Source organism: Citrobacter sp. Cpo089 (assembly GCF_030332695.1).
GTDB classification, from domain to species: Bacteria; Pseudomonadota; Gammaproteobacteria; order Enterobacterales; family Enterobacteriaceae; genus Citrobacter; species Citrobacter portucalensis.
In genome coordinates this window covers 17808-40647 of the sequence record NZ_JAOWHJ010000001.1, presented here as the reverse complement: position 1 = coordinate 40647, position 22840 = coordinate 17808, and the positions used below count along the sequence as shown (strand labels likewise).

Annotated in this window: 23 protein-coding genes; 14 read left to right on the top strand and 9 right to left on the bottom strand. The window is 48.7% G+C overall.

What is annotated here, in order from left to right:
- Positions 1-90: 90 nt before the first annotated feature.
- From rpmB to mutM, 3 genes are all read left to right on the top strand, one after another.
- Positions 91-327 (top strand): 50S ribosomal protein L28, encoded by a 237-nt coding sequence (rpmB, locus tag OGX92_RS00200; RefSeq protein ID WP_003024071.1) that lies wholly within the window; start codon positions 91-93, stop codon positions 325-327.
- 20 nt (positions 328-347) lie between these two features.
- A complete protein-coding gene (gene rpmG / locus OGX92_RS00195; protein ID WP_003024094.1) occupies positions 348-515 on the top strand; it encodes a 50S ribosomal protein L33 in 168 nt (55 codons plus the stop codon).
- A gap of 98 nt (positions 516-613) precedes the next feature.
- Positions 614-1423, top strand: a complete 810-nt coding sequence (gene mutM / locus OGX92_RS00190) for a bifunctional DNA-formamidopyrimidine glycosylase/DNA-(apurinic or apyrimidinic site) lyase (protein ID WP_197385428.1) — start codon at positions 614-616, stop codon at positions 1421-1423.
- Positions 1424-1461: 38 nt separating this feature from the next.
- On the opposite strand, the gene coaD is transcribed toward mutM, so the two are convergent.
- Together coaD and waaA are read right to left on the bottom strand one after the other, a co-directional pair.
- Positions 1462-1941 carry a pantetheine-phosphate adenylyltransferase gene (gene coaD / locus OGX92_RS00185; protein ID WP_003024099.1) on the bottom strand — a complete coding sequence of 160 codons (480 nt, stop codon included), beginning with the start codon at positions 1939-1941 and terminating at the stop codon, positions 1462-1464.
- Positions 1942-1949: 8 nt separating this feature from the next.
- Complete coding sequence (waaA, locus tag OGX92_RS00180; protein ID WP_003827291.1) at positions 1950-3227, bottom strand: lipid IV(A) 3-deoxy-D-manno-octulosonic acid transferase; 1278 nt, start codon at positions 3225-3227, stop codon at positions 1950-1952.
- 408 nt (positions 3228-3635) lie between these two features.
- On the opposite strand from waaA, the gene rfaQ reads away from it, so the two are divergent.
- The 6 genes from rfaQ (at position 3636) to OGX92_RS00150 (ending at position 10333) form a co-directional block, all read left to right on the top strand.
- Positions 3636-4703: a lipopolysaccharide core heptosyltransferase RfaQ gene (gene rfaQ, locus OGX92_RS00175; RefSeq protein ID WP_003827293.1), complete on the top strand. Its 1068-nt coding sequence runs from the start codon at positions 3636-3638 to the stop codon at positions 4701-4703.
- Positions 4700-5824, top strand: coding sequence for a glycosyltransferase family 4 protein (locus OGX92_RS00170; RefSeq protein WP_286586098.1), 1125 nt, complete (start codon positions 4700-4702; stop codon positions 5822-5824). Before rfaQ ends, OGX92_RS00170 begins: the two co-directional genes overlap by 4 nt.
- Complete coding sequence (gene rfaP / locus OGX92_RS00165) at positions 5817-6617, top strand: lipopolysaccharide core heptose(I) kinase RfaP (RefSeq protein ID WP_286586097.1); 801 nt, start codon at positions 5817-5819, stop codon at positions 6615-6617. Before OGX92_RS00170 ends, rfaP begins: the two co-directional genes overlap by 8 nt.
- A 121-nt stretch (positions 6618-6738) precedes the next feature.
- Positions 6739-8124, top strand: a complete 1386-nt coding sequence (locus tag OGX92_RS00160; protein WP_267441245.1) for an O-antigen ligase family protein — start codon at positions 6739-6741, stop codon at positions 8122-8124.
- Positions 8121-9158, top strand: coding sequence for a glycosyltransferase family 9 protein (locus tag OGX92_RS00155; protein WP_003827303.1), 1038 nt, complete (start codon positions 8121-8123; stop codon positions 9156-9158). Before OGX92_RS00160 ends, OGX92_RS00155 begins: the two co-directional genes overlap by 4 nt.
- 71 nt (positions 9159-9229) lie before the next feature.
- Positions 9230-10333: a glycosyltransferase family 9 protein gene (locus OGX92_RS00150; RefSeq protein WP_003827305.1), complete on the top strand. Its 1104-nt coding sequence runs from the start codon at positions 9230-9232 to the stop codon at positions 10331-10333.
- A gap of 63 nt (positions 10334-10396) precedes the next feature.
- On the opposite strand, the gene rfaC is transcribed toward OGX92_RS00150, so the two are convergent.
- From rfaC to rfaD, 3 genes are read right to left on the bottom strand one after another with little or no spacing between them, the layout of a single operon-like run.
- On the bottom strand, positions 10397-11359 hold the full coding sequence (gene rfaC / locus OGX92_RS00145) for a lipopolysaccharide heptosyltransferase RfaC (RefSeq protein ID WP_063941156.1): 963 nt from the start codon (positions 11357-11359) through the stop codon (positions 10397-10399).
- 3 nt (positions 11360-11362) lie between these two features.
- Positions 11363-12409 (bottom strand): ADP-heptose--LPS heptosyltransferase RfaF, encoded by a 1047-nt coding sequence (rfaF, locus tag OGX92_RS00140; RefSeq protein ID WP_003827310.1) that lies wholly within the window; start codon positions 12407-12409, stop codon positions 11363-11365.
- Positions 12410-12411: 2 nt separating this feature from the next.
- Positions 12412-13344: an ADP-glyceromanno-heptose 6-epimerase gene (gene rfaD, locus OGX92_RS00135; RefSeq protein ID WP_003827312.1), complete on the bottom strand. Its 933-nt coding sequence runs from the start codon at positions 13342-13344 to the stop codon at positions 12412-12414.
- A 214-nt stretch (positions 13345-13558) separates the two neighbouring features.
- On the opposite strand from rfaD, the gene kbl reads away from it, so the two are divergent.
- Complete coding sequence (gene kbl / locus OGX92_RS00130) at positions 13559-14755, top strand: glycine C-acetyltransferase (protein ID WP_286586096.1); 1197 nt, start codon at positions 13559-13561, stop codon at positions 14753-14755.
- Between the two features lie 9 nt (positions 14756-14764).
- On the top strand, positions 14765-15790 hold the full coding sequence (gene tdh / locus OGX92_RS00125; RefSeq protein ID WP_003024132.1) for an L-threonine 3-dehydrogenase: 1026 nt from the start codon (positions 14765-14767) through the stop codon (positions 15788-15790).
- Between the two features lie 52 nt (positions 15791-15842).
- On the opposite strand, the gene OGX92_RS00120 is transcribed toward tdh, so the two are convergent.
- On the bottom strand, positions 15843-16529 hold the full coding sequence (locus OGX92_RS00120) for a lipopolysaccharide core heptose(II) kinase RfaY (protein WP_286586095.1): 687 nt from the start codon (positions 16527-16529) through the stop codon (positions 15843-15845).
- A gap of 484 nt (positions 16530-17013) precedes the next feature.
- On the opposite strand from OGX92_RS00120, the gene OGX92_RS00115 reads away from it, so the two are divergent.
- The gene (locus tag OGX92_RS00115) at positions 17014-18048 is read left to right on the top strand and encodes a glycosyltransferase (RefSeq protein WP_003827319.1); all 1035 of its coding nucleotides are present in this window, start codon (positions 17014-17016) and stop codon (positions 18046-18048) included.
- Here the strand turns inward: OGX92_RS00115 and OGX92_RS00110 are convergent, their stop codons facing one another.
- From OGX92_RS00110 to gpmM, 3 genes are read right to left on the bottom strand one after another with little or no spacing between them, the layout of a single operon-like run.
- On the bottom strand, positions 18049-18984 hold the full coding sequence (locus tag OGX92_RS00110) for a divergent polysaccharide deacetylase family protein (protein ID WP_003024138.1): 936 nt from the start codon (positions 18982-18984) through the stop codon (positions 18049-18051). It lies immediately after the preceding gene.
- 3 nt (positions 18985-18987) lie between these two features.
- Positions 18988-20247: a murein hydrolase activator EnvC gene (gene envC, locus OGX92_RS00105; RefSeq protein ID WP_231504629.1), complete on the bottom strand. Its 1260-nt coding sequence runs from the start codon at positions 20245-20247 to the stop codon at positions 18988-18990.
- A gap of 33 nt (positions 20248-20280) precedes the next feature.
- Positions 20281-21825: a 2,3-bisphosphoglycerate-independent phosphoglycerate mutase gene (gene gpmM / locus OGX92_RS00100; RefSeq protein WP_286586094.1), complete on the bottom strand. Its 1545-nt coding sequence runs from the start codon at positions 21823-21825 to the stop codon at positions 20281-20283.
- 249 nt (positions 21826-22074) lie between these two features.
- Here gpmM and OGX92_RS00095 point away from each other — a divergent pair, with 249 nt between their 5' ends.
- Both OGX92_RS00095 and grxC read left to right on the top strand, forming a co-directional pair.
- Positions 22075-22506, top strand: a complete 432-nt coding sequence (locus OGX92_RS00095; protein ID WP_003024148.1) for a rhodanese-like domain-containing protein — start codon at positions 22075-22077, stop codon at positions 22504-22506.
- Positions 22507-22558: 52 nt separating this feature from the next.
- On the top strand, positions 22559-22810 hold the full coding sequence (grxC, locus tag OGX92_RS00090) for a glutaredoxin 3 (RefSeq protein ID WP_003024152.1): 252 nt from the start codon (positions 22559-22561) through the stop codon (positions 22808-22810).
- Positions 22811-22840: the final 30 nt, after the last annotated feature.

Below are 22840 nucleotides of genomic sequence, written 5' to 3'. Positions count from 1 at the left end.
TATTGAACTGCGATAACCGGGCTGAGAAGCCTGACGAGGCGCCAATACCCCATACGAAGCTCGAGCTAATTTGATTTTTGGAGAATAGACATGTCCCGAGTCTGCCAAGTTACTGGCAAGCGTCCGGTGACCGGTAACAACCGTTCCCACGCACTGAACGCGACTAAACGCCGTTTCCTGCCTAACCTGCACTCTCACCGTTTTTGGGTTGAGAGCGAGAAGCGTTTTGTCACCCTGCGTGTATCTGCTAAAGGTATGCGTGTTATTGATAAGAAAGGCATCGAAACAGTTCTGTCTGAACTGCGTGCCCGTGGCGAAAAGTACTAAGTACTAAGAGGAAATAAATCATGGCTAAAGGTATTCGTGAGAAAATCAAGCTGGTTTCTTCTGCTGGTACTGGTCACTTCTATACCACTACGAAGAACAAACGTACTAAGCCGGAAAAACTGGAACTGAAAAAGTTCGATCCAGTTGTTCGTCAGCACGTTTTATACAAAGAAGCGAAAATCAAATAATTTTCGTTTTGATGTAAAGAAAAACCCTGCCTCGGCGGGGTTTTTTGTTTTCTGGCCGTCCCCATATTAATGAGACCTGACATACCGCCGGAGATACTATGCCTGAATTACCTGAAGTCGAAACCAGCCGCCGTGGTATTGAGCCGCATCTGGTGGGAGCAACGATTATGCACGCGACGGTGCGTAACGGTCGTTTGCGTTGGCCAGTATCTGAGGAAATCTATCGTCTGAGTGATCAACCTATCCTCAGCGTACAGCGGCGCGCGAAATACCTGCTGCTAGAACTGGCGGATGGCTGGATAATCATTCATCTGGGGATGTCGGGTAGCTTGCGTATCCTTCCTGAAGAGCTTCCGTCAGACAAGCACGACCACGTTGACTTAGTGATGAGCAACGGCAAAGTTCTGCGTTATACCGATCCCCGTCGCTTTGGCGCCTGGCTGTGGACTAAAGAACTGGATGGACATAATGTCCTCGCCCATCTTGGCCCTGAGCCGCTGAGCGACGATTTCAACGCCAATTATCTACAGCAGAAATGTGCAAAGAAGAAAACGGCGATCAAACCCTGGTTGATGGATAACAAGCTGGTGGTGGGTGTGGGTAATATCTACGCCAGCGAGTCGCTATTTGCGGCTGGGATTCATCCTGACCGTCTTGCGTCATCGCTGTCGAAAGATGAGTGTGAATTGCTGGTACGCGTTATCAAGGCGGTGTTGCTGCGTTCTATCGAGCAGGGCGGGACGACGCTGAAAGACTTTCTGCAAAGTGACGGTAAGCCTGGCTATTTTGCCCAGGAGCTGCAGGTCTATGGGAGAGAAGGTGAACCGTGTCGTGCATGCGGCGCACCGATTGTTGCGACAAAACACGCCCAGCGTACAACGTTCTATTGCCGTCGCTGTCAGAAATAGTGTCATTGCTGGCCGGATGCTGCATCCGGCCAGGTGCATTACTTCAGTTTACTCATTAACGCCTGATGGACGTTTTCCGGCAAAAAGTGTGTCACGTCACCCTGGTGGCGGGCAACTTCTTTCACCAGTGACGATGAGATAAAAGACCACTCTTTAGATGGCATCAGAAAAACGCTTTCCAGTTGCGGCATAAGGTGGCGGTTCATATGGGCCAGCTGCATTTCATATTCAAAATCGGCTACCGCGCGCAGGCCACGGATCAGAATGTTCGCCTGATTATCACGGGCAAAGTTTGCCATCAGATCGCTGAATCCCAGCACTTCCACATTGCCAAGATGCGCCGTTGCCTGTTGTGCCAGCTCAACGCGCTCTTCCAGAGTAAACATCGGCTTTTTACTGGGGCTTGCGGCAATCGCCAGAATTACGTGATCAAACATGCTTGTAGCACGCGTCACGATATCAAGGTGGCCGTTAGTAATAGGATCAAAGGTTCCTGGATAAATCGCCCGTTTTTGCATGACTTGCCTCAATGCGTTTTGGGTGGCAGGTAAGGTTCCAGCAGTTGCAGCAGACGCTGTAGCGCGCCCTGATTTTGATACAGAACTTCAACTGCGTGACGGCCATAAAAATTACGATAATCTGCATCGGTCAGTAAGGAAGAGACCTCTTTCACCAGCGTAGTTGCGTCGGTGACGGTGATCAATCCGCTTGCCTGTTCGAGACGGGCGCAAATATCTTTAAAATTAAACGTATGTGGTCCCATCAACACCGGAATAGCATGCGCTGCCGCTTCCAGCGGGTTGTGTCCACCACGTTCAACCAGTGAACCGCCGACAAAAGCAAGGTCGGCAATGCCATACAGCAACATCAGCTCACCCATGGTATCGCCGATCACAACCTGAGTGCCTGATGATGGAACTTCACCCGAAGAACGAGTGGTATAGCTTAGTCCAGCCTGGCGTACAAGGTTAATGGCATCCGGGAACCGTTCTGGATGTCTGGGAACCAGAATCAATAAAAGATTCGGGAACTGATTTAATAACGCCTGATGAGCGGCAATGATGATGCTTTCTTCACCGTCGTGGGTGCTGGTTGCAATCCATACCGGGCGGTGAGGCGCCCATTGACGACGTAATGTCACCGCTTTTGCGGCCAGTTGCGGTGTGACGGATATATCAAACTTCAGGCTGCCAGTAACGGTGACTTGATTGCTTCTGGCGCCAAGCGTAATAAAACGTGCGCCATCTTCTTCGTTTTGTGCGGCAATCAACGTAATTCGACGCAGTAGTCTGCCAACAAATTTACCTAATTTCGCATAACCAGCGGCTGAACGAGCAGAAAGCCGTGCGTTGGCAATGACCAGAGGAATGTGGCGCTTATGGAGTGCCGCGATCAGATTTGGCCACAGCTCGGTTTCCATAATTAACACCAGTTTGGGGTCAACTTTATTCAGAAAACGGTTCAGGGCATCCGGTAAATCGTAAGGCAGATAAATATGCTGAACGTCAGTGCCAAAAGCAGATTGTACCCGCTCGGAACCGGTTGGCGTCATGGTGGTGACCGTGATCGGCAAGTCGGGATAACGGTGGCGCAGAGCGCGGACTAATGGGATTGCAGCCAGCGTTTCGCCCACAGAAACCGAATGAAGCATGATGCCGCCGGGTTTTAGCGGGCGGCGATAAAAGCCGTAGCGTTCGCCCCAGCGTTTACGGTAGGCCGGAGCCTTACGTCCGCGCACCCAAAGCCGTATCCAGATCAAAGGCTGAATAAGGTAGAGCAATGTGGTGTAAAGCAACTCAAGCATGGGCGTTAGCTGGCTAATGGATGTGCTGTGGATTCTATGTATTTACCCGGTGCTTTGCTATTACTTTTGCCATTCAGGGACCAATTAGACGCTAAAGTGGTCAATCTGACGTGTGATAGACCATTAAGTTACATTCTGGCGTAACTCTTTGAAATTAAAGTCAGGGGCTAGAGAGGATAACAAAATTGGTTTTAAAGTTGACATTAATCTGCGCTAATGAATTGATTGGAAAGACGAAAAGAAAAATGTGCTTAACTTTTATTCGTATCGGATTGCCACTAAAGAAGTGGTACACTAGCGCGCAAAATTTTAGTGCGATATCAGTAATCAGGCAACTGTTGAGCTTGGGGCGGTAGCGTGCTTTTTTTTGCTTAACGGTATCGGACACACTCAACAAAAGAGCCGCTTGTGGAAAAGTTATTCAGAAATATCCTGGTCATTAAAATGCGTTTTCATGGCGATATGCTGCTGACAACCCCCGTCATCAGTACATTAAAACGTAACTATCCTGATGCCAAAATCGATGTGCTCCTTTACGAAGACACAAAGCCGATTTTATCTGAAAATCCGGAAATTAATGCGCTATATGGAATCAGTAAGAAAAACGCCACGACAAAAAAGAAAATCGCTAATTTCATTTCATTAATAAAAAAATTACGCCAAAACCAATATGATTTAGTAATCAACTTGACCGATCAGTGGCTGGTTGCACTATTGGTCCGCTTTTTGTCCGCTGATACAAAACTTTCTCCTGATTTCCCGCACCGTCAGAAGCCTTTCTGGCAGAAGAGCTTTACGCATCTTGTGCCGATTACTGGCGACCATATCGTCGAGCGTAACCTGTCGATTCTGAATCCACTTGGGCTTAAAACACTCAATCACGAACTGTCCATGCACTACGCTCCTTCCCATTGGAAAAATATTCATGAACAGCTAAAACAGCTCAGCGTGGGTGAGCGCTATGTGGTTATTCAGCCAACCGCACGTCAGATCTTTAAATGTTGGGATAACGAGAAATTTTGTGAGGTTATTGATGCCTTACAGGAACAAGGTTATCCGGTTGTGCTGACCTCTGGACCTGGGAAGGAAGACCAGGAATGTATCCATGATATTGCTGAAGGATGCAAATTATCTCCCGTCACCGCGCTTGCGGGTAAAACGACGTTTCCTGAATTGGCTGCTCTCATTGATCATGCGGCGTTGTTTATCGGTGTTGACTCCGCACCTATGCATATTTCCGCAGCGGTGAAGACCCCTATCATTTGTTTGTTTGGCGCGACGGATCATATCGCATGGCGGCCATGGGCGGAAAATGTCACGTTGCTATGGGCTGGAAACTATCAGCCAGTACCGCCAAGAGAGCAGCTGGACCGCAGTTATAAATATCCGTCAGTTATCCCTGCGGAGGATGTTATTAACGCCGCCTGGCAAGTGCTCAATGGCGACGCACCAGAAATTGAGGTGAATGCACAATGATTGTTGCCCTCTGTCTGTACAAATATTTTCCCTATGGTGGGCTACAGCGTGACTTTATGCGTATCGCTAAAACGATCGCGGCGCGCGGGCATCATGTCCGAGTCTATACACGAGCCTGGCAAGGGGAGCGCCCGGCGGAATTTGAGTGCGTTGATGTCCCGGTTACCGCACATTCCAACCATGGAAGAGATAAACAGTATCAGACGTGGGTTCAGCAGCATTTAACTCAGTACCCGGCAGACCGTGTCCTGGGTTTTAATAAAATGCCGGGGCTGGATTATTACTACGCAGCGGATGTGTGTTATGCGGCGAAGGTAGCGAAAGAAAAGGGGTTCTTGTATCGCTTAACGGCGCGATACCGTCACTACGCAGCCTTTGAGCAAGCTGTGTTTAAACCAGGGATGAAGACAAAGTTGCTGATGCTGACTACAAAACAAATCCTTGATTTTAAAATGTATTACCATACGGAAGACGAGCGCTTTCAGCTTCTTCCGCCCGGCATCTATCCCGATAGAAAATACAGTCGCCAGGCCCCCGGTAGCCGTGAACGCTACCGTGAAGCTATCGGCATCACTCCGGATCACTTCTTATTGTTGCAGGTTGGTTCTGATTTTTCACGAAAAGGAGTCGGCCGCTCAATTGCCGCTGTCGCCGCACTGCCTGAGGGTATCCGTCGTCAAACCCAGCTCTTTGTTGTTGGTCAGGATAAACCTCGCGCATTCGCTGCACAGGCAGAAAGAATGGGTGTGAAAGAGAACGTCCATTTCTTTGCTGGGCGTGATGATGTTGCACATCTGATGGCAGCTGCGGACGTGTTATTACATCCGGCGAAGCAGGAAGCTGCGGGAATTGTATTGGTTGAAGCTATCGCGGCGGGTTTGCCAGTGCTCGTGACGGAGGTCTGCGGGTACGCACCTCACGTAGCGGCGGCAGGATGCGGTGTTGTATTGAGTGAACCTTTTGAGCAACATGCGCTTGATGACGATTTGCATAAGGTCCTGGCGGATAGTTCTCTTCGTGAAAAGTGGGCGAAAAATGCGCGGCATTATGCGGATACGCAGGATCTTTATAGTTTGCCAGAACATGTAGCGGATATTATTACAGGTGAATTGCATGGTTGAGTTAAATGAACCCTTTGCCACATTGTGGAAGGGAAAAGACCCATTCATCGAGGTTAGAAAGCTTCAGGGTGAGGTCTTTCGGGAACTAGAAACCCGTCGCACACTTCGTTTTAGCGTTGCTGATAAGAGCTATTTTTTGAAGTGGCACCGAGGTACCACTTATAAAGAAGTCATTAAAAACCTACTGTCACTTCGTATGCCGGTACTGGGTGCCGACCGTGAGTGGAATGCCATACATCGTTTAGCCTCCTTAGGCGTTGATACGATGCATGGCGTTGCATTTGGCGAAACGGGTTGGAATCCGGTAAAGAAAACCTCTTTTATCATTACCGAAGATTTAACGCCAACTATTAGCCTGGAAGATTATTGTGCGAATTGGAGTGTTGAACCCCCGTACCCGCACGTAAAAAGAATGCTGATTCAACGTGTAGCCGATATGGTTCGCGCGATGCATCTTGGCGGTGTTAACCATCGTGATTGTTATATTTGCCATTTCTTACTTCATCTTCCATTTGATGATAAAAATGAAGATAGTCTAAAAATTTCGGTGATCGATCTGCATCGGGCACAAATTAGAAATAAAGTGCCATTACGTTGGCGTAATAAGGATCTTACTGGACTTTATTTTTCATCCGATAATATTGGATTGACGACTCGAGATTATTATAGATTTTTAAAGGTATATTTCAACCGTAACCTGAAAGATATTATTAAGAATGAGGGTGTGTTCATTGAACAGGTTGAAGGAAAAGCCAGAGCCATTCGCGAAAGAACAATTCGAAAATCATTGTGATTTTAACTGTAAAAATATGTTGTAAATGGGATTTGTATTTCATGGAATGAATTCATACTATGTCTCTTCTTGCATTTTTTATTTATAAATATGTGTCGAGTTTTGTTTCAATAGGGTTTATATGAATTCAAATACACAAATGCAAGCCTCGTGTAAAGGTATTGCAGTTTATTTGTTGTTAATTTCATTTTGTGTTCTATGTTTTGTTTGGCCTATACAGAATTCTATCTTGCCAGCCAATAGGAACTTCTCCATATATTTAAGTGCAGCTCTAACTTTATACTTTTGCGTTTGTAGAAAATATGTATCTATTGAGCTTAGTCAACTGGCGAAATATGCTATAGCTTTAATTCTTATTTTTCTCGTATTTACACTGGTCAATGGATTATTTGTTGCAGTTGATGTGGGGAAAATGCTGCGCAGCTGGCAGGGACAGTACCTGCGTGCGGGGCTATTATTCTTTGTTGGACTCTTTTTGTATCCAATCTGTAAGTATCATTTTAAAAACGTAACGGCCAATAAGGTATTGTCTTTAGTTGTTCTGTGTTCGCTAGGGGTAATATTTATTCACCTGCTGCAGAATATCTATTTTTATATCAAGACAGGAACGATACTTTGGGGTGAGACGTGGATTGTGCCAACTCGTACCGAGATGAGCTTCCAGATAAACATGGTTTCGGGAATTTTACTGGCAGAACTTGCCTGTCGACTGTTCCTGGGTCGTAAGTATCTAATTTTCAGCAACAAATTGATGGCTGCCTTTATTTTGCTGTGCTTCATCTGTTCAGCATTAGCGAAGACCCGCTGGGGCACTATTGGTCTGATTGGCAGTACGATTTCTATCTGCGTATTTATTGCCTTAAAAGCGATTAGCCGAAAGAACTTGCTGAAGCTCTGTCTGGCTGCACTGGTCGTTACGATAGTAGTAGGCATTATAGGCTACACTTCCTGGCATCAGGACTCCCGCTGGAAAAGCCTAAGCATGGATATGGTTGCTGGCTGGGATCTGGGTATGCACAGTCGTTGCTATAACGGTTTTGATGGCCCGTTGATGCAGGACAGCACTGGCCGCATAATGGATGACTCGAATAGTTGCCGGGCATCGTTTTTCCGTCAGGGGAACGAACTGATCGCTGAATATCCGTTTGGTGCGGGTCCGCGAAAAGATGCATTCTTAGTGCTTCTGCAGGAAAAATATCACGACCCTATTATTCAGCAATCTAACAGCCATTACGGGTTGATTGATGTCGCGCTTCAGAACGGTGTCCTTGGGCTTATCAACTGGGTGGCATTCGTCATGTTGATGATCCTTATTGGCTGGCGTGCATTCTCTCGTGATTTAATAATTCCGGGTCTGTACTTGTCTCTTTTCACGGTGAGCTTCTTGTTCCGTAGTGGTGTAGATAACATGATGCGTGATCACTACCTTGAGCAAAACCTTGCGTTATCAGGTTTAATGCTGGGTCTGATCTTTACGAGTAATAAAATATCACGGGCTAAAAAATGAAAGTTTTAATTATTCGTAGAGATAACATTGGCGACTTGATACTGACAACGCCGCTGATCTCGACTATTGCAAAAGACATGAATTGTAAAGTTGATTTGTTGGTTAACACCTACAATCAATCGATTATCGAAAATAATCCTCATGTAGGTAAAGTTTTCTTATACAGCAAGCTGCACCACCGTTCTAAAGGCACATCTAGCCTTAAGGTATTGTTTCAGCGCCTGAAGACGATTATCGATCTGCGTCGTGCTAAATATGATGTCGCGATTATTGCCAAAGAGCATTGGGATAAACGACCTTTACAGTGGGCAAAATTAGCGGGTGCTAAAAGAATTATCGCTATTGGTAATGACTGCCCGGACATTGTCACCGATGCTATTCCTGAAACTCAGGAGCAGCTTCATCTGGTCAATTTATTGAATAGATTAACGGGACCGCTAGGCTGTACTTCTAAACCAGGTCCGCTGGAGCTGTATGTCACACCACAAGAACTGGCTGATATAAAAGCAAAGATAGAATTTCCACAGGACAATTTACCTGTTTATGGGTTGCAGATAAGTTCCCGAAGAGAAGAACAACAATGGCAAAAAGAAAAGTTTGTTGAGCTTGCTCATAAACTTGCAGCCATACAGGCGTGCCATATTATGTTATTCTGGTCTCCAGGAAAATCAGATAATAAATTACATCCCGGTGATGATGATAAGGCTGATTTTATCAGCGCGCAATGTGCCGATCTGCCGATTATTCCAGTAAGAACGAATAGCGTTCGTGAGCTGATGGCCGGTATGTCACTATGCGATCAGATTGTGACCAGCGACGGCGGTGCCTTGCATATTGCTGCTGGGGTGCGTAAACCAGTGGTGGCGCTGTTCGGCAACAAGGCTGCATGGCTATGGACGCCATGGGGTGTGCCGTACGAAATGCTGCAAGGAAAAGATTATGATGCTCGCAATATTAGCGTCGATGATGTATTTACGCGGTTTGTAAGTCTGCAGGAGCAAGTGCGTAAAAATACGGCAATGGATGAAGCATAAGTTTACTTATTGCTATAGATAAGTTGATATATTGATCTCTATCTGGCGATAGATTAAATAGGTTTTATTTAATGATTAGAGCATTGAGAAAAAAAATTCAGCTATTACTGGTTAATCTTTTTTTAATGATATACACCCGTAAGAAAGATTTTTCTTTTAGTCAGCAAGAATTTGAAAATCAGGATAAAAATCAGCTGAAGAATATCCTGATTTATTCTTCAACGGCGCTGGGTGATTTCATGATGAACTCTCCAGCAATTCATGCGCTCCGCCAGACATATCCTTCTGCGACAATCACCCTGATTTGCCACAAAAAGATGTATGACTTCCTCAAAGGGGGGAGTGACTGGGACGATCTTATCTCATGGGATAATAAACTCACTACCCTCCCGGCATTGGTTAAAGAGATCAAGAAACGTGGAACGCCAGACCTGACGGTAATTCTTCACTCACATACACCTTATGATTTCCTTAGCGCCATTATTGCTGGCACAAAGTATGTTTTTGTGGATAACGATAAGCAGGACATCCCACTCGTAAGTAAATGGGCAACCAACAGAATCAGTAAATTCGTTGGGCATACTATTCAGCGAAAGCTGGAGCTTATCATGCCGTTGCTGAATGAAAAGCCAGACAACAGTATGCACCTGCCGTTTCCTGTCGAACGTACGGTGAGCGAGGAAGATTCAAAGCTGCGTTGGATTGGTTTTCAAATGGGAGCATCATCCTTTAAGAAATGCTGGCCTGTTGAGCGATTTGTCACTTTCGCAAACCAACTTTTTGCTCATGATGATGTGCGTGTCGTCCTGATTGGTGCGCCGAATGAAGTGCCTCTGCAGGACGAATTTTTGCAAAAGCTGGATAGCCGCTTTCATGACCGCGTGAAGCCACTTATCGGTAAAACGACGCTTAAAGGGCTGATTCAGGAAGTGAAGAATATGGACCTGCTGGTAACATCTGATACAGGACCTATGCACCTTGCCGTGGCAATGCGGGTACCGACGGTGAGTATGTATGTGATCACCTCACCTTATCTTTATGGCCCCTATCAGGACCCTCAATTGCACAAGGTGGTTTACAAAGCCTATACGACGCTGGATGAAATTAAGTATCGTTCAGCGCTAGAGAAGGTGAGTTGCGAAGAGATCATGGCGCATGTAAAACCATTCCTGTAGTAAGCTTACCGATGCTCTGCATGTTCTGATAAGCGTGCAGAGCCCCCGTCCCGAGTCGGGGGGTTATACGTCGGACGGTAGGTGTGTTAGTACTTGCTGAGCGGTGAGTAACGACAGTTTTCCTTCCGGAGCAATGCACGTTAACTGATTCTTACCGTAGCCACCAATGAGCCCTGGGTCGGTGGGACCATACAGCGTAACGTTTGGGCGATTGAGCGCGGCGGTCAGATGACTAAGGCCAGTATCAACCGAAACTACAAATTCAGCACCGGCGAGGATACGCGCAATTTCCTCAAGACTCATCCTTGGCAATACATCGACATTATCAAATCCTTTCGCAATTCTTCTTGCTCTTTCCTCTTCATGCGCTGCTCCCCAGGGAAGTTTAATGCGAATCCCTGTCTTCGGTATCAGCGTAATAAGGTCCCGCCAGTGTGCTTCTGTCCAATGTTTATCATCTCGCGTGGTCGCATGTAAAAATACAGCGTAGGGCTGCGAATTGGACGTTTGCTGTTTTACAAAATGCTGCGCAATCGCGTAATCACCCTGCGACTGCGGTTTAACATATCCCAAGCTTTTGGCGAACAATTCACGCGTACGTTCTACCGCGTGCTGCTGTTTGGCTATGTGATGTTTGCGATTATAAAACAGACTTGCCAGCGGTTCGCGGGCTGTGCTCCAGTCCATACCATGCTTGATGCCACGTGCCAGACGTGTCACCAACGCCGCGCTTTTAACCAAACCCTGAGCATCGATTATCGCGTCATACTGCTGTAAACGCACCGCATCACGAAACGCTTTACGCTCGGCTTTAATCGGCGCTGAAAACCAGGCTTTACGCCAGCGACGGATCGCTACTGGAATAACCCGGTCAACGGCTGAATGCCAGGAGGGGATTTGAGCGAACCCTTCTTCCACCACCCAATCAAATTGAATACCCGGAATAGCCTGCTGAGCATCGGTTAATGCGGGCAACGTATGCAGTACATCGCCCATAGACGACGTTTTAACGATCAGAACCCGCATCCGTCAGGCTTCCTCTTGTAACAACAGATCGTTGAGTTCTTCCAGTACGTGCTGGGGTGTAATGTCAATCAGGCTCTGATGATAGCCTTCTGCCGCATCGCCCTTACGCACTTTGTGATAACCCGTAATCAGGCGAATGACACGCGCCTTGTGGGAAAGCGGAGGCGTAAAATCCGGGCTGCTTGGACCATACAATGCGACCAGTGGACGGTTCAGCGCCGCGGCCACGTGCATTAATCCAGAGTCGTTGGTGACCACCGCTTTGCAGGCTGCGAGAAGGATGACGGCCTGCTCCAGCTGTGTTTCGCCCGCCAGATTACGGCACCATGCCTGCTGTTCAACGCTCAGCGTCGCCAGGATCTCATTGCCGGCTTCATGGTCTTTTGCTGAGCCAAACAGCACAATCTGATGGCCTTCATCGATCAGCTGCTTTGCCAGTTCTGCATAGTGGTAATGTGGCCAGCGTTTCGCTGGGCCAAATTCCGCACCTGGGCAAAAACCGATGATGGGGCGTTCAGCTGAAAGGGAGAACTGGCTACAGGTTAGCGATTTTTCACCCTCGCTGACCTGCAACTGTGGCCATAGCAGAGGCTGCGGCAAATCTTTGGCCGTCAGCATCACGCCTTTATCATAAGCCAGAGCCACATAGCGCTCGACCATCAGTGGCCATGCTTCTTTATCCAGTACGCGCGCATCGTTTAGCAGACCGTAGCGCATCTCGCCACGCCAACCTGTACGATGGGGAATACCCGCAAAGAACGGCACCAGAGCGGATTTAAACGAGTTAGGCAGCACATAAGCGCGGTCATAGCGCTTCTCACGCAGACTGTGGCCGAGTTTACGGCGCTCGCCGATCTCCAGCGCGCCGTGCCCCAACGGCATGGCGATAGCTTCGTTGACTTCTGGCATGCGCGACAATAACGGACGGCACCATGCAGGTGCCATCACGTCGATTATCGCCTGGGGATAGCGCGCCTTGAGCGTGCGATAGAGACTTTGCGACATCATCATGTCGCCCACCCAAGACGGGCCAACCACCAAAATTTTCATACTTACGCGTCGCGGTTCAGCCAGGCCATATATTCCGTGACGCCTTCGGCGACGGTTTTAAACGGCTTGTCATAGCCCGCTGCGCGCAGGTTCGTCAGATCTGCCTGGGTAAATGCCTGGTAGCGGCCTTTCAGTTTTTCCGGGAATGGAATGTACTCAATGCTGCCTTTTTTGTGGTACGCCAGTGTAGCATCGGCAACGGCCTGGAAAGATTCCGCACGACCTGTACCGAGGTTAAAGATGCCGGAAACCCCGTTTTCCAGGAACCACAGGTTTACCGCAGCTACGTCGCCTACGTAAACGAAATCACGTTTGAAGTTTTCACTGCCTTCGAACAGTTTTGGTGTTTCGCCATTGTTAAGCTGGGTGTTGAGGTGGAAAGCAACGCTTGCCATGCTGCCTTTGTGGCCTTCACGCGGTCCGTAGACGTTGAAATAGCGGAAGCCAACAATCTGAGAATTGGCTTCTGGCAGGATCTGACGCACGTACTCGTCGAACAGGAATTTTGAGTAGCCGTAGACGTTCAGCGGTTTCTCATATTCACGAGACTCGATGAAATCAGAAGTGCGACCGCCGTAGGTGGCGGCAGAGGATGCGTACAGGAACGGGATTTCACGTTCCAGGCAGTAGTGCAGTAGCTCTTTGGAGTATTGATAGTTGTTATCCATCATATACTTGCCGTCCCACTCGGTGGTTGAAGAGCATGCGCCTTCGTGGAAAATCGCTTCGATATCGCCGAAATCTTCCCCGGCCATAATCTGGATCAGGAAGTCTTCCTTGTCCATGTAGTCAGCAATATTCAGATCCACCAGGTTAACAAACTTGGTGCCGTCTTTCAGGTTGTCCACCACCAGAATGTCGGTGATACCTTTATCATTCAGAGACTTAACGATGTTGCTGCCGATAAAGCCCGCGCCGCCGGTAACGATGATCATAAATGTAACCTTTGAATTATGGAGTCAGAGACAATCTCAGACACGAATACTTCTATCATATCACTACATGGCTTAGGCTTCAGCCATTCACCGATAAGCCGTGCGGGTACACGTGATTTATGCTTCATTTTGAAGAAGTGATGATGCGTCATCTCGTATCAACGTATAGCTTTGGGTAATATGTGCTGAAATTTGCCCAGTCTGGAGAATTGAAATGCGTGGGGATTTTTACAAACAGTTAACGAACGATCTCGAAACCGCACGTGCGGAAGGATTGTTTAAAGAAGAACGCATTATTACATCTGCCCAGCAGGCGGATATTACCGTGGCGGATGGAAGCCACGTTATTAACTTTTGTGCGAACAACTATCTGGGGTTGGCTAACCATCCGGAACTGATTGCAGCGGCAAAAGCGGGTATGGATTCTCACGGATTTGGTATGGCTTCGGTTCGCTTTATTTGCGGTACCCAGGACAGCCATAAGCAACTGGAGCAAAAACTGGCGGCATTCCTCGGAATGGAAGATGCCATCCTTTACTCTTCCTGCTTCGACGCCAACGGCGGCCTGTTTGAAACGCTGCTGGGCGCAGAAGACGCAATTATTTCCGATGCCCTGAACCACGCTTCTATCATTGATGGCGTGCGTCTGTGTAAAGCAAAACGTTTCCGTTACGCCAACAACGATATGGTGGAACTGGAAGCTCGCCTGAAAGAAGCGCGTGAAGCAGGCGCTCGCCATATCCTGATCGCCACTGATGGCGTGTTCTCTATGGATGGTGTGATCGCTAATCTGAAAGGCGTTTGCGATCTGGCGGATAAATACGACGCGCTGGTCATGGTTGATGATTCCCATGCCGTCGGTTTTGTCGGCGAAAATGGTCGTGGCTCCCATGAATACTGTGACGTGATGGGTCGCGTGGGCATCATCACCGGTACGCTGGGTAAAGCACTCGGCGGCGCATCCGGTGGTTACACCGCAGCGCGCAAAGAAGTTGTTGAGTGGCTGCGTCAGCGTTCCCGTCCTTATTTGTTCTCCAACTCACTGGCACCGGCGATTGTTGCGGCTTCCATTAAAGTGCTGGAAATGGTTGAAGCTGGCAGCGACCTGCGCGATCGCCTGTGGGCGAATGCACGTCAGTTCCGTGAGCAAATGTCTGCCGCAGGCTTTACGTTAGCCGGTGCGGATCACGCGATCATCCCGGTCATGCTGGGTGATGCAGTAGTGGCGCAGGCGTTCGCCCGCGAGCTGCAAAAAGAGGGGATTTACGTTACCGGATTCTTCTATCCGGTGGTTCCAAAAGGCCAGGCGCGTATCCGTACCCAGATGTCTGCGGCGCATACCCCTGAGCAGATTACGCGTGCTGTTGAGGCGTTCACACGCATTGGTAAACAACTGGGCGTTATTGCCTGAGGATGTGAAATGAAAGCGTTATCCAAACTGAAAGCGGAAGAGGGCATTTGGATGACCGACGTTCCTGAACCGGAAGTCGGTCATAACGATTTGCTGATTAAAATCCGTAAAACAGCCATCTGCGGGACTGACGTTCACATTTATAACTGGGATGAATGGTCGCAAAAAACCATCCCGGTACCGATGGTCGTTGGGCATGAATATGTCGGCGAAGTTGTTGGCATCGGTCAGGAAGTTAAAGGCTTTAAAATCGGCGATCGCGTTTCAGGCGAAGGTCATATCACCTGCGGGCATTGCCGTAACTGCCGCGGTGGACGTACTCACCTGTGCCGCAATACGACCGGTGTCGGTGTAAACCGCCCTGGCTGCTTTGCGGAGTACCTGGTGATCCCGGCATTTAACGCATTTAAAATCCCGGACAATATCTCCGACGACTTGGCGTCTATCTTCGATCCGTTCGGTAATGCAGTGCACACGGCGCTGTCGTTCGATCTGGTTGGGGAAGATGTGCTGGTTTCCGGTGCGGGTCCAATCGGTATTATGGCGGCGGCGGTCGCGAAGCATGTTGGCGCACGCCACGTGGTGATCACCGACGTTAATGAGTATCGCCTTGAGCTGGCACGCAAAATGGGTATCACACGCGCGGTCAACGTGTCGAAAGAGAATCTGACCGACGTGATGGCTGAACTGGGTATGACCGAAGGGTTTGATGTGGGCCTGGAGATGTCCGGGGCGCCGCCAGCGTTTCGCGCCATGCTGGACACCATGAACCACGGTGGCCGTATTGCTATGCTGGGTATTCCGCCATCTGATATGTCCATCGACTGGACCAAAGTTATCTTTAAGGGGCTGTTTATTAAAGGTATCTACGGTCGTGAGATGTTTGAAACCTGGTACAAAATGGCTGCACTGATCCAGTCTGGACTGGATTTGTCGCCGATCATCACCCATCGATTCTCCATCGATGAATTCCAGCAGGGCTTTGACGCGATGCGTTCAGGCCAGTCAGGGAAAGTGATCCTGAGCTGGGATTAGTATTAAGCCGGTAAGAATGAATAGCCAGATATGATTAATATCTGGCTATTTTTTACTTGCCGCGAATTTTTCGTGAAAGTCGGCGAAGCTTTTCTTTCAATAAAATCAGGTTATAAACGAAGCCATGACCCTGAATATCGATATTGTATTTATTCCGGAGCGTGAGGATATCGTTCGCCTGGCATATTTTCATAATGCCTTTGCATGAAAGATCGATAACTTTAAGTTCACCAGATGGCGTTCTAATAAAATTTCCAGGGTGAATGTCATTCGATGCAAGACCTGCATTGTGAAGTTTAATAATACAGTTTTTCACCTCTTCGGCATTACTTTCGTTGATTTCGGCAAGGGGTTTTCCATCAATGTATTCATGCACGGTTGACACTTCAACACATTGACGAAATTGACATTTTTCGGCAACGTAGTACAGATCTGCAGTACAGGCGCGTTGCTCTGGAGTTAAGCGTGCCAGTCGTTTAATCATATGTGAATAAAAGGGCCCGGAAATAAAGTTTAGCGCTTTTTTTTCAAAGCGATTGTCTATTTCACGATCGTTCTTGACAATAAACTTTTTATTTTCATATTCGACAAGATGGACGCTGCGAAAACCATTTTCAGCATTCAGTTGTTTCCCTTTTATTTCATTATCTGATATTTTTTTCATCAACAAAGGGAAATTAATTTTTTCTTTCTTGAAATAAACATTAAAGTCATTTAATTCAACCTTACTAATGTTCATTAAATTCGCCTTCGTATATTAATCTGTTGTGGATAGTTATGCTCTGTATTATACAAAATTGTATCGACGGTGGTTAGTTAATACATGCTTTTATGTAAAAGACACATAAACAACAGTGTTATGCTCTATCTAATTGAAAGTAATTGATTAATTGCTTTCCGTTATGAAAATTTCATGACTTAAAGCATCAATGTAGCAAGAGTGCTTTGGTCATCATTACATTTGCACTGTTCATTTTGTGATAGAGATCAAGTTAGTATAACAAAATCCTTTGTCATACACAGGTAACAACTAAGTTGGCTATTCGTGCTGTTTTTTGTTTCTCGGACGTGTAAGTAAATAGGTTATCAATCTAGCTAATATAAATTTATAGGAATGCTGGCCTATTTCTCAGGAAATTGTACCTCTTGTTAAGCCTTAATAATATCTTAATAATTGGGTGATAGAGTAACGACAATCCCATAGATTAGATGATTACCCTACGATGCAAAGTAAATATAAATTAAGCGTTATTATCCCGTTATATAATGCCGGTAGTTACTTTCGTGACTGTATGGAGTCGTTAATTGCGCAGACCTGGAAAGATCTTGAAATCATTATTGTAAATGATGGTTCTACGGACTGCTCAGTCGATATTGCGCAATACTATGCAGAAAAATATCCCCATGTTCGGCTGCTGCATCAGGCCAACCAGGGTGTCTCTGTCGCGCGAAACCTTGGCCTGGATGTCGCTGTGGGGGATTACATCGCATTCGTTGATGCCGATGATGAAGTCTATCCGGAGATGTATGAGACATTGATGGGAATGGCCTTGCAGGACAACCTTGACGTTGTACAAAGCAACGCAGACTGGAGTTCGCGGGAAACATCCCGAGTCTGGGTATCCATTCCAACAGATCGTCTGCGTTCTACCGGTATTCTCTCCGGCCCAGACTGGTTGCGTATGGGGCTTGCTTCGCGCCGCTGGACGCATGTTCTCTGGATGGGGGTATATAGAAATGACCTCATTAAAGAACACAATATAAGATTTATCCCTGGGTTACATCATCAGGATGTCATGTGGAGTACGGTGTTTATGTTTAATGCCACTCGTGCGAAATATACGGAAAAACCATTATATAAATACTACCAACACGATGGCTCAATTAGTCACATGAAGCGGCAGGGTGAAGCGAATTTAAACTATCAACGGCACTATATAAAGATCACTCGCCTGCTGGACGAACTTAATCATAGCTACGCTAACCGCATCACTATCTATCCTGAGTTTAAGCAACAAGTGATTTATGAGGGACTGCGAGTATGCCACTGCATTCGTAAAGAACCCGATCCACAGATTCGTCAGCGCATGATTGCTGAAGTATTTGTATCGGGTATGTTCAAGCGTATGGTGAGTAATATCTGCAGCGTTAAGCTGGGTTATCAGGTTCTGTTGTGGGCTATCCGTTTTAGCCAGTGGCGCGATAAATCATTGACGCCGCGCCGCCTGGCCCATTTAACGCTGGATAGTAAAGACTGATTATTGCCAGCCCTGCCACTGCAGGCGCATATACTGCACCAGCGTGCTTTGGGTGATGCTTTCGCCGAGCACGCTGAAGAAGCGGCTGGCGTACACCGGCTCTAACGGCTGTTTCGGTTTGCATAATTTCACCCCGCGGAAAGGATTACGCGGTGCATCAGGCGTACCGTTCTTCGGTGGCGTGAGGTTTGGTCTGGACGTATCCACCTGTGGTTCATTGAGCAAGCTGCTTGGGCGAACCAGCGTGATGTCGGCTGGCAGGCTATACAGCATCTGCTGCAGGACGCGAACCGTAGACGGGTGAGGGTGGCCAATGGCGATTGCGGAACCGTTGCGGCGCGCAAGCTCGACGGCACGATTAAACTGACGGCGAATATCGGCTTCGTTTTGCGTGTCATCCAGGAAGACTTTGCGTTTGATGACCTTCACACCGGTACCTGACGCTGCGCGCATTGCCTGGCTGTTACCGATGGTCATGCTGTCCAGGAAGTAGAGGTCGTAGCGTTCCAGCGCCTGCATCACCTTCTGCATGCCGAAAAGACTGGAGGTCATCGCGCTGCCCATATGGTTGTTCAGACCGACCGCATTCGGTACTTTGCTTACCGCGTCGCGAATGATCCTCTCAATCTCTTCGCTGCTCATTTCCGGGCGTAACGTGTCTTTCTCTAACGGCTGCTTACTCAGCGGTGCCATTGGCAGATGGATTAAGACTTCATGCCCGCTGTTATGCGCTTTGATTGCCATTTCACGCGCATGTGGGGCGTTAGGCAGAACGGCAACGGAGATGGTAGAAGGCATCGCCAGTACCTGGTTTTCAGTGTGTGGGCGATAGCCGAAATCATCAATGACGATGGCGAGTTTGCCAGCAAATACAGGTGTTGCGAAGGCCAGCAGACTGGCGAGAGAGAGTAGTAGACGACGAAATTGTTGTGGCAAAACTTATCTTCCCAACCACGGCTGTGGATTGACCGCCTGACCCTGGCGACGAATTTCGAAATAGAGTGCCGGCCTGCCCTGACCGCCGCTGCTACCCACAAGTGCTATAGGCTGCCCGGCGCGAACCTGCGTACCGACGCTGACCAGTGCGCTCTGGTTATAACCGTACAGGCTCATATCGCCTTTACCGTGTTCAACGACGACCACCAGGCCATAGCCCTGCAGCCAGTCCGCCAGAATGACGCGACCATCGGCAATGGCTTTAACTTCGGTGCCTTCGGATGCGCCAATAACCATCCCCTTCCAACGTAGCTCACCCTGCAGCTGTTCGCCATAACGATGTAGAGTTGGACCACGAACGGGCCAAAATGCCTGACCGCGTGGCGAACCCAAACCGCCGGTACGCGACATCAGTGATTTTTCACTTTCGGTCGGTTTATAGGTTGAGCCTTTTCGTGACGCATCCTGTTGCTTATCGCGTACTGCCTGCGCCTCGCGTGCTTCACGTTCCGCACGCGCTTTGGCTGCGGCTTCGGCGCGGGCAATGCTGTTGCGCAGACGGGATTCGTTGGCGCGCATTTCGCCCAGTTGCTGTTGACCCTGTTGAATCGATGATTCCAGACTCGAAAGCGTTTTCTGGCGTTCGTTACGTGCCTGTTCCAGCTTAGCCTGCTGAGCGCGCTGTTCGTACAGTAGCGTCTGCTGTTCGCTCTGCTTATCTTCCAGCTCGGCTTTTTGCGAGTCGACCTCTTCGCGGGTTTGTTTCAATTGCGCGATAGTTTCCTGTCGCGCCTGGTTCAGATAGCCGAAATAGGCCTGCAGGCGTTGCCCGCGCTGGCTTTCTTCACCGCTAAGAATGAGCTGAATGCCGGTGTGTTCGCCCTGGCGAAAAGCTGCGTCGAGTTGGGCTGCCAGGCTGCGTTCTTGTGCGGCCCGCTGTTTTTCCAGCTTCGCGAGTGCTGCGTTCATCTCTGCGATTTGTGCATTCAGCTGCGCCAGTGAGTTTTGCGTTTCGCGCAACTGCCTTGCGGCAACGGCGATGGCTTGTTCCTGAGCTTTAAGCTGAGCGAGGAGGGTGGCGCGTTGTTGTTGCTGTTGACGTACCGCGCGTTCTTTTGCCGCGATATCGGCCTGAATAGATTTGAGCTGGTCGCGTTCGTCCGCGTGGGCGGAAAAGGCGCACAGCAATACGCCAGCGCTAAGCGCGCTGGCGTAGAACAAGGGCCTGACTGAAAACTTACGCGGTTTCACGGCCCGAGTGATGGTATTAATCGCCTTTCCCCTCATGGGGAGGGATTATTCCACGATGAACAGCGGCTTACCAGTCATCTCTTGCGGGATTTCCATACCCATCAGCGTCAGCATCGTCGGGGCGATATCAGAAAGTTTGCCGCCTTCGACTGCTTTAACGTTCTTGCCACCGACATAAATCAGCGGAACGGGCAGGTTGGTGTGCGCAGTATGCGCCTGACCGGTGGACGGATCGCGCATTTGCTCTGCGTTACCGTGGTCTGCGGTGATCAGCAACTGACCCCCAACGTATTCAACCGCTTTCGCGACCTGTTCAACGCAGTGATCCAGCGCTTCAACCGCTTTAACCGCTGCTTCCATCACCCCGGTATGACCAACCATGTCGCCGTTCGGGTAGTTACAAATGATGGTGTCGTATTTTCCGCTCTCAATCGCCGCAACCAGTTTTTCGGTCAGCTCAGCAGAGCTCATCTCCGGCTGCAGATCGTAGGTCGCAACTTTCGGCGAGTTGATCAGGATGCGATCTTCGCCTTTGAATGGCTCTTCTACGCCGCCGTTGAAGAAGAAGGTTACGTGCGCATACTTTTCGGTTTCGGAAATACGCAGCTGCGTTTTGTCGTGCTTCGCCATCCACTCGCCAAGGGTGTTAGCCAGAGATGCTGGTGGGTAAGCAACCGCAGTTTTGATGTCGGCCGCGTATTCGGTCAGCATCACAAAGTTGAGGTTAACGACTTTCTTACGGGCGAAGCCGTCGAAATCAGCGTTAACAAACGCACGAGTGATTTCACGCGCACGGTCAGCACGGAAGTTCATGAAAATCAGCGTATCGCCGTCTTCCATGGCGGCTTCAGCCTGGCCTTCAGCACGGATCACGGTCGCTTTCACGAATTCATCGTTTTCGTCGCGGGCATAAGCAGCCTGCAGGCCTTCAACCGCCGTAGCGAACTGGAACTCGCCTTTGGCCAACGTCATCAGGTCATAAGCCTGTTCAACGCGATCCCAACGGTTGTCGCGGTCCATCGCGTAGTAACGACCGATGATGGACGCTACGCGGCCTTTGCCCAGCGCGGCAAATTTCTCTTCGAATTTTTGCAGTGAATGTTCAGCGCTGCGTGGCGGAGTATCACGGCCATCAAGGAAAGCGTGCAGATAGATTTTCTCAGCCCCGCGTTCAGCAGCCATTTCTACCATCGCCATGATGTGATCTTCGTGGCTGTGAACACCGCCCGCAGAGAGCAGACCCATGATGTGTACCGCTTTGCCGCTATTTTTTGCCTGGTCGACCGCATTGGTCAGCACCGGGTTAGCGAAGAAAGTACGCTCTTTAATTTCTACATCCAGACGGGTCAGGTCCTGATACACGATGCGGCCCGCGCCCAGGTTGACGTGACCGACTTCGGAGTTGCCCATCTGGCGATCGGGCAGGCCAACTTCCAGGCCAGACGCATCAATCAGGGTATGCGGACGTTTTGCCCACAGGGCATCCATTACCGGGGTTTTGGCATTAAAGATGGCGTTATCCTGGCTGTCTTCGCGATAGCCATAGCCATCCAGAATCACCAGTACCATAGGTTTTTTAGAAACCGACATTGCGACAACCTCACACTTAATAGATAAAAAATAATTGCGTAATTTTACTACAGCTGAATCGATAAAGTAGCCCCGGAAGATCAAATAATCGACCAGAGCGCGCCGCAGAGGGCGTGGTTTTAGGTTTTTTTTTCCGTAGCGCCCCGCAAAAATGCAATCCAATGCACGCTCTGGCTGTATTTGCGCCAACGCGCAGGTATACTCCTTTCCTGGTTTTTTTAATCACTGAGTCGGGAGTTGTTACCCCCCATGCAAGAAATTATGCAATTTGTTAGTCGCCACCCTGTATTGAGTATCGCCTGGATTGCGTTACTGGCGGCTGTATTATTTACCACGTTTAAGAGCCTGACTTCCAAAGTGAAGGTGATTACGCGCGGAGAAGCCACACGTCTCATCAATAAAGAAGACGCCGTTGTCGTGGATTTACGTCAGCGCGACGACTTCCGCAAAGGTCATATCGCTGGCTCCACTAACCTGCTGCCGAGCGAAATCAAAGCCAACAACTTTGGCGAACTGGAAAAACACAAAAACAAACCTGTTATTGTGGTTGATGGTTCAGGCATGCAGTGCCAGGATTCAGCAACTGCGCTGATCAAAGCCGGTTTTGAGCAGGTGTCTGTACTGAAAGATGGCGTAGCGGGCTGGAGTGGTGAGAATCTGCCACTGGTTCGCGGCAAGTAATTTACCCGTCTTCTTTCATGCCGCAGGGTAAAAAGAACACTGGAGATAAGTCATGGCCAATATTGAGATCTATACCAAAGCAACCTGCCCGTTTTGCCATCGCGCAAAGGCGCTGTTAAACAGCAAGGGTGTGAGTTTCCAGGAGCTTCCGATTGACGGTGATGCCGTGAAGCGTGAAGAGATGATCAAGCGCAGTGGCCGTACTACGGTTCCGCAGATTTTTATTGATGCACAGCACATTGGTGGTTGTGACGACTTGTATGCGTTGGATGCGCGTGGTGGACTGGATCCGCTGCTGCGTTAAGGCGTACCGAAGTATTTAAAGGACAACACT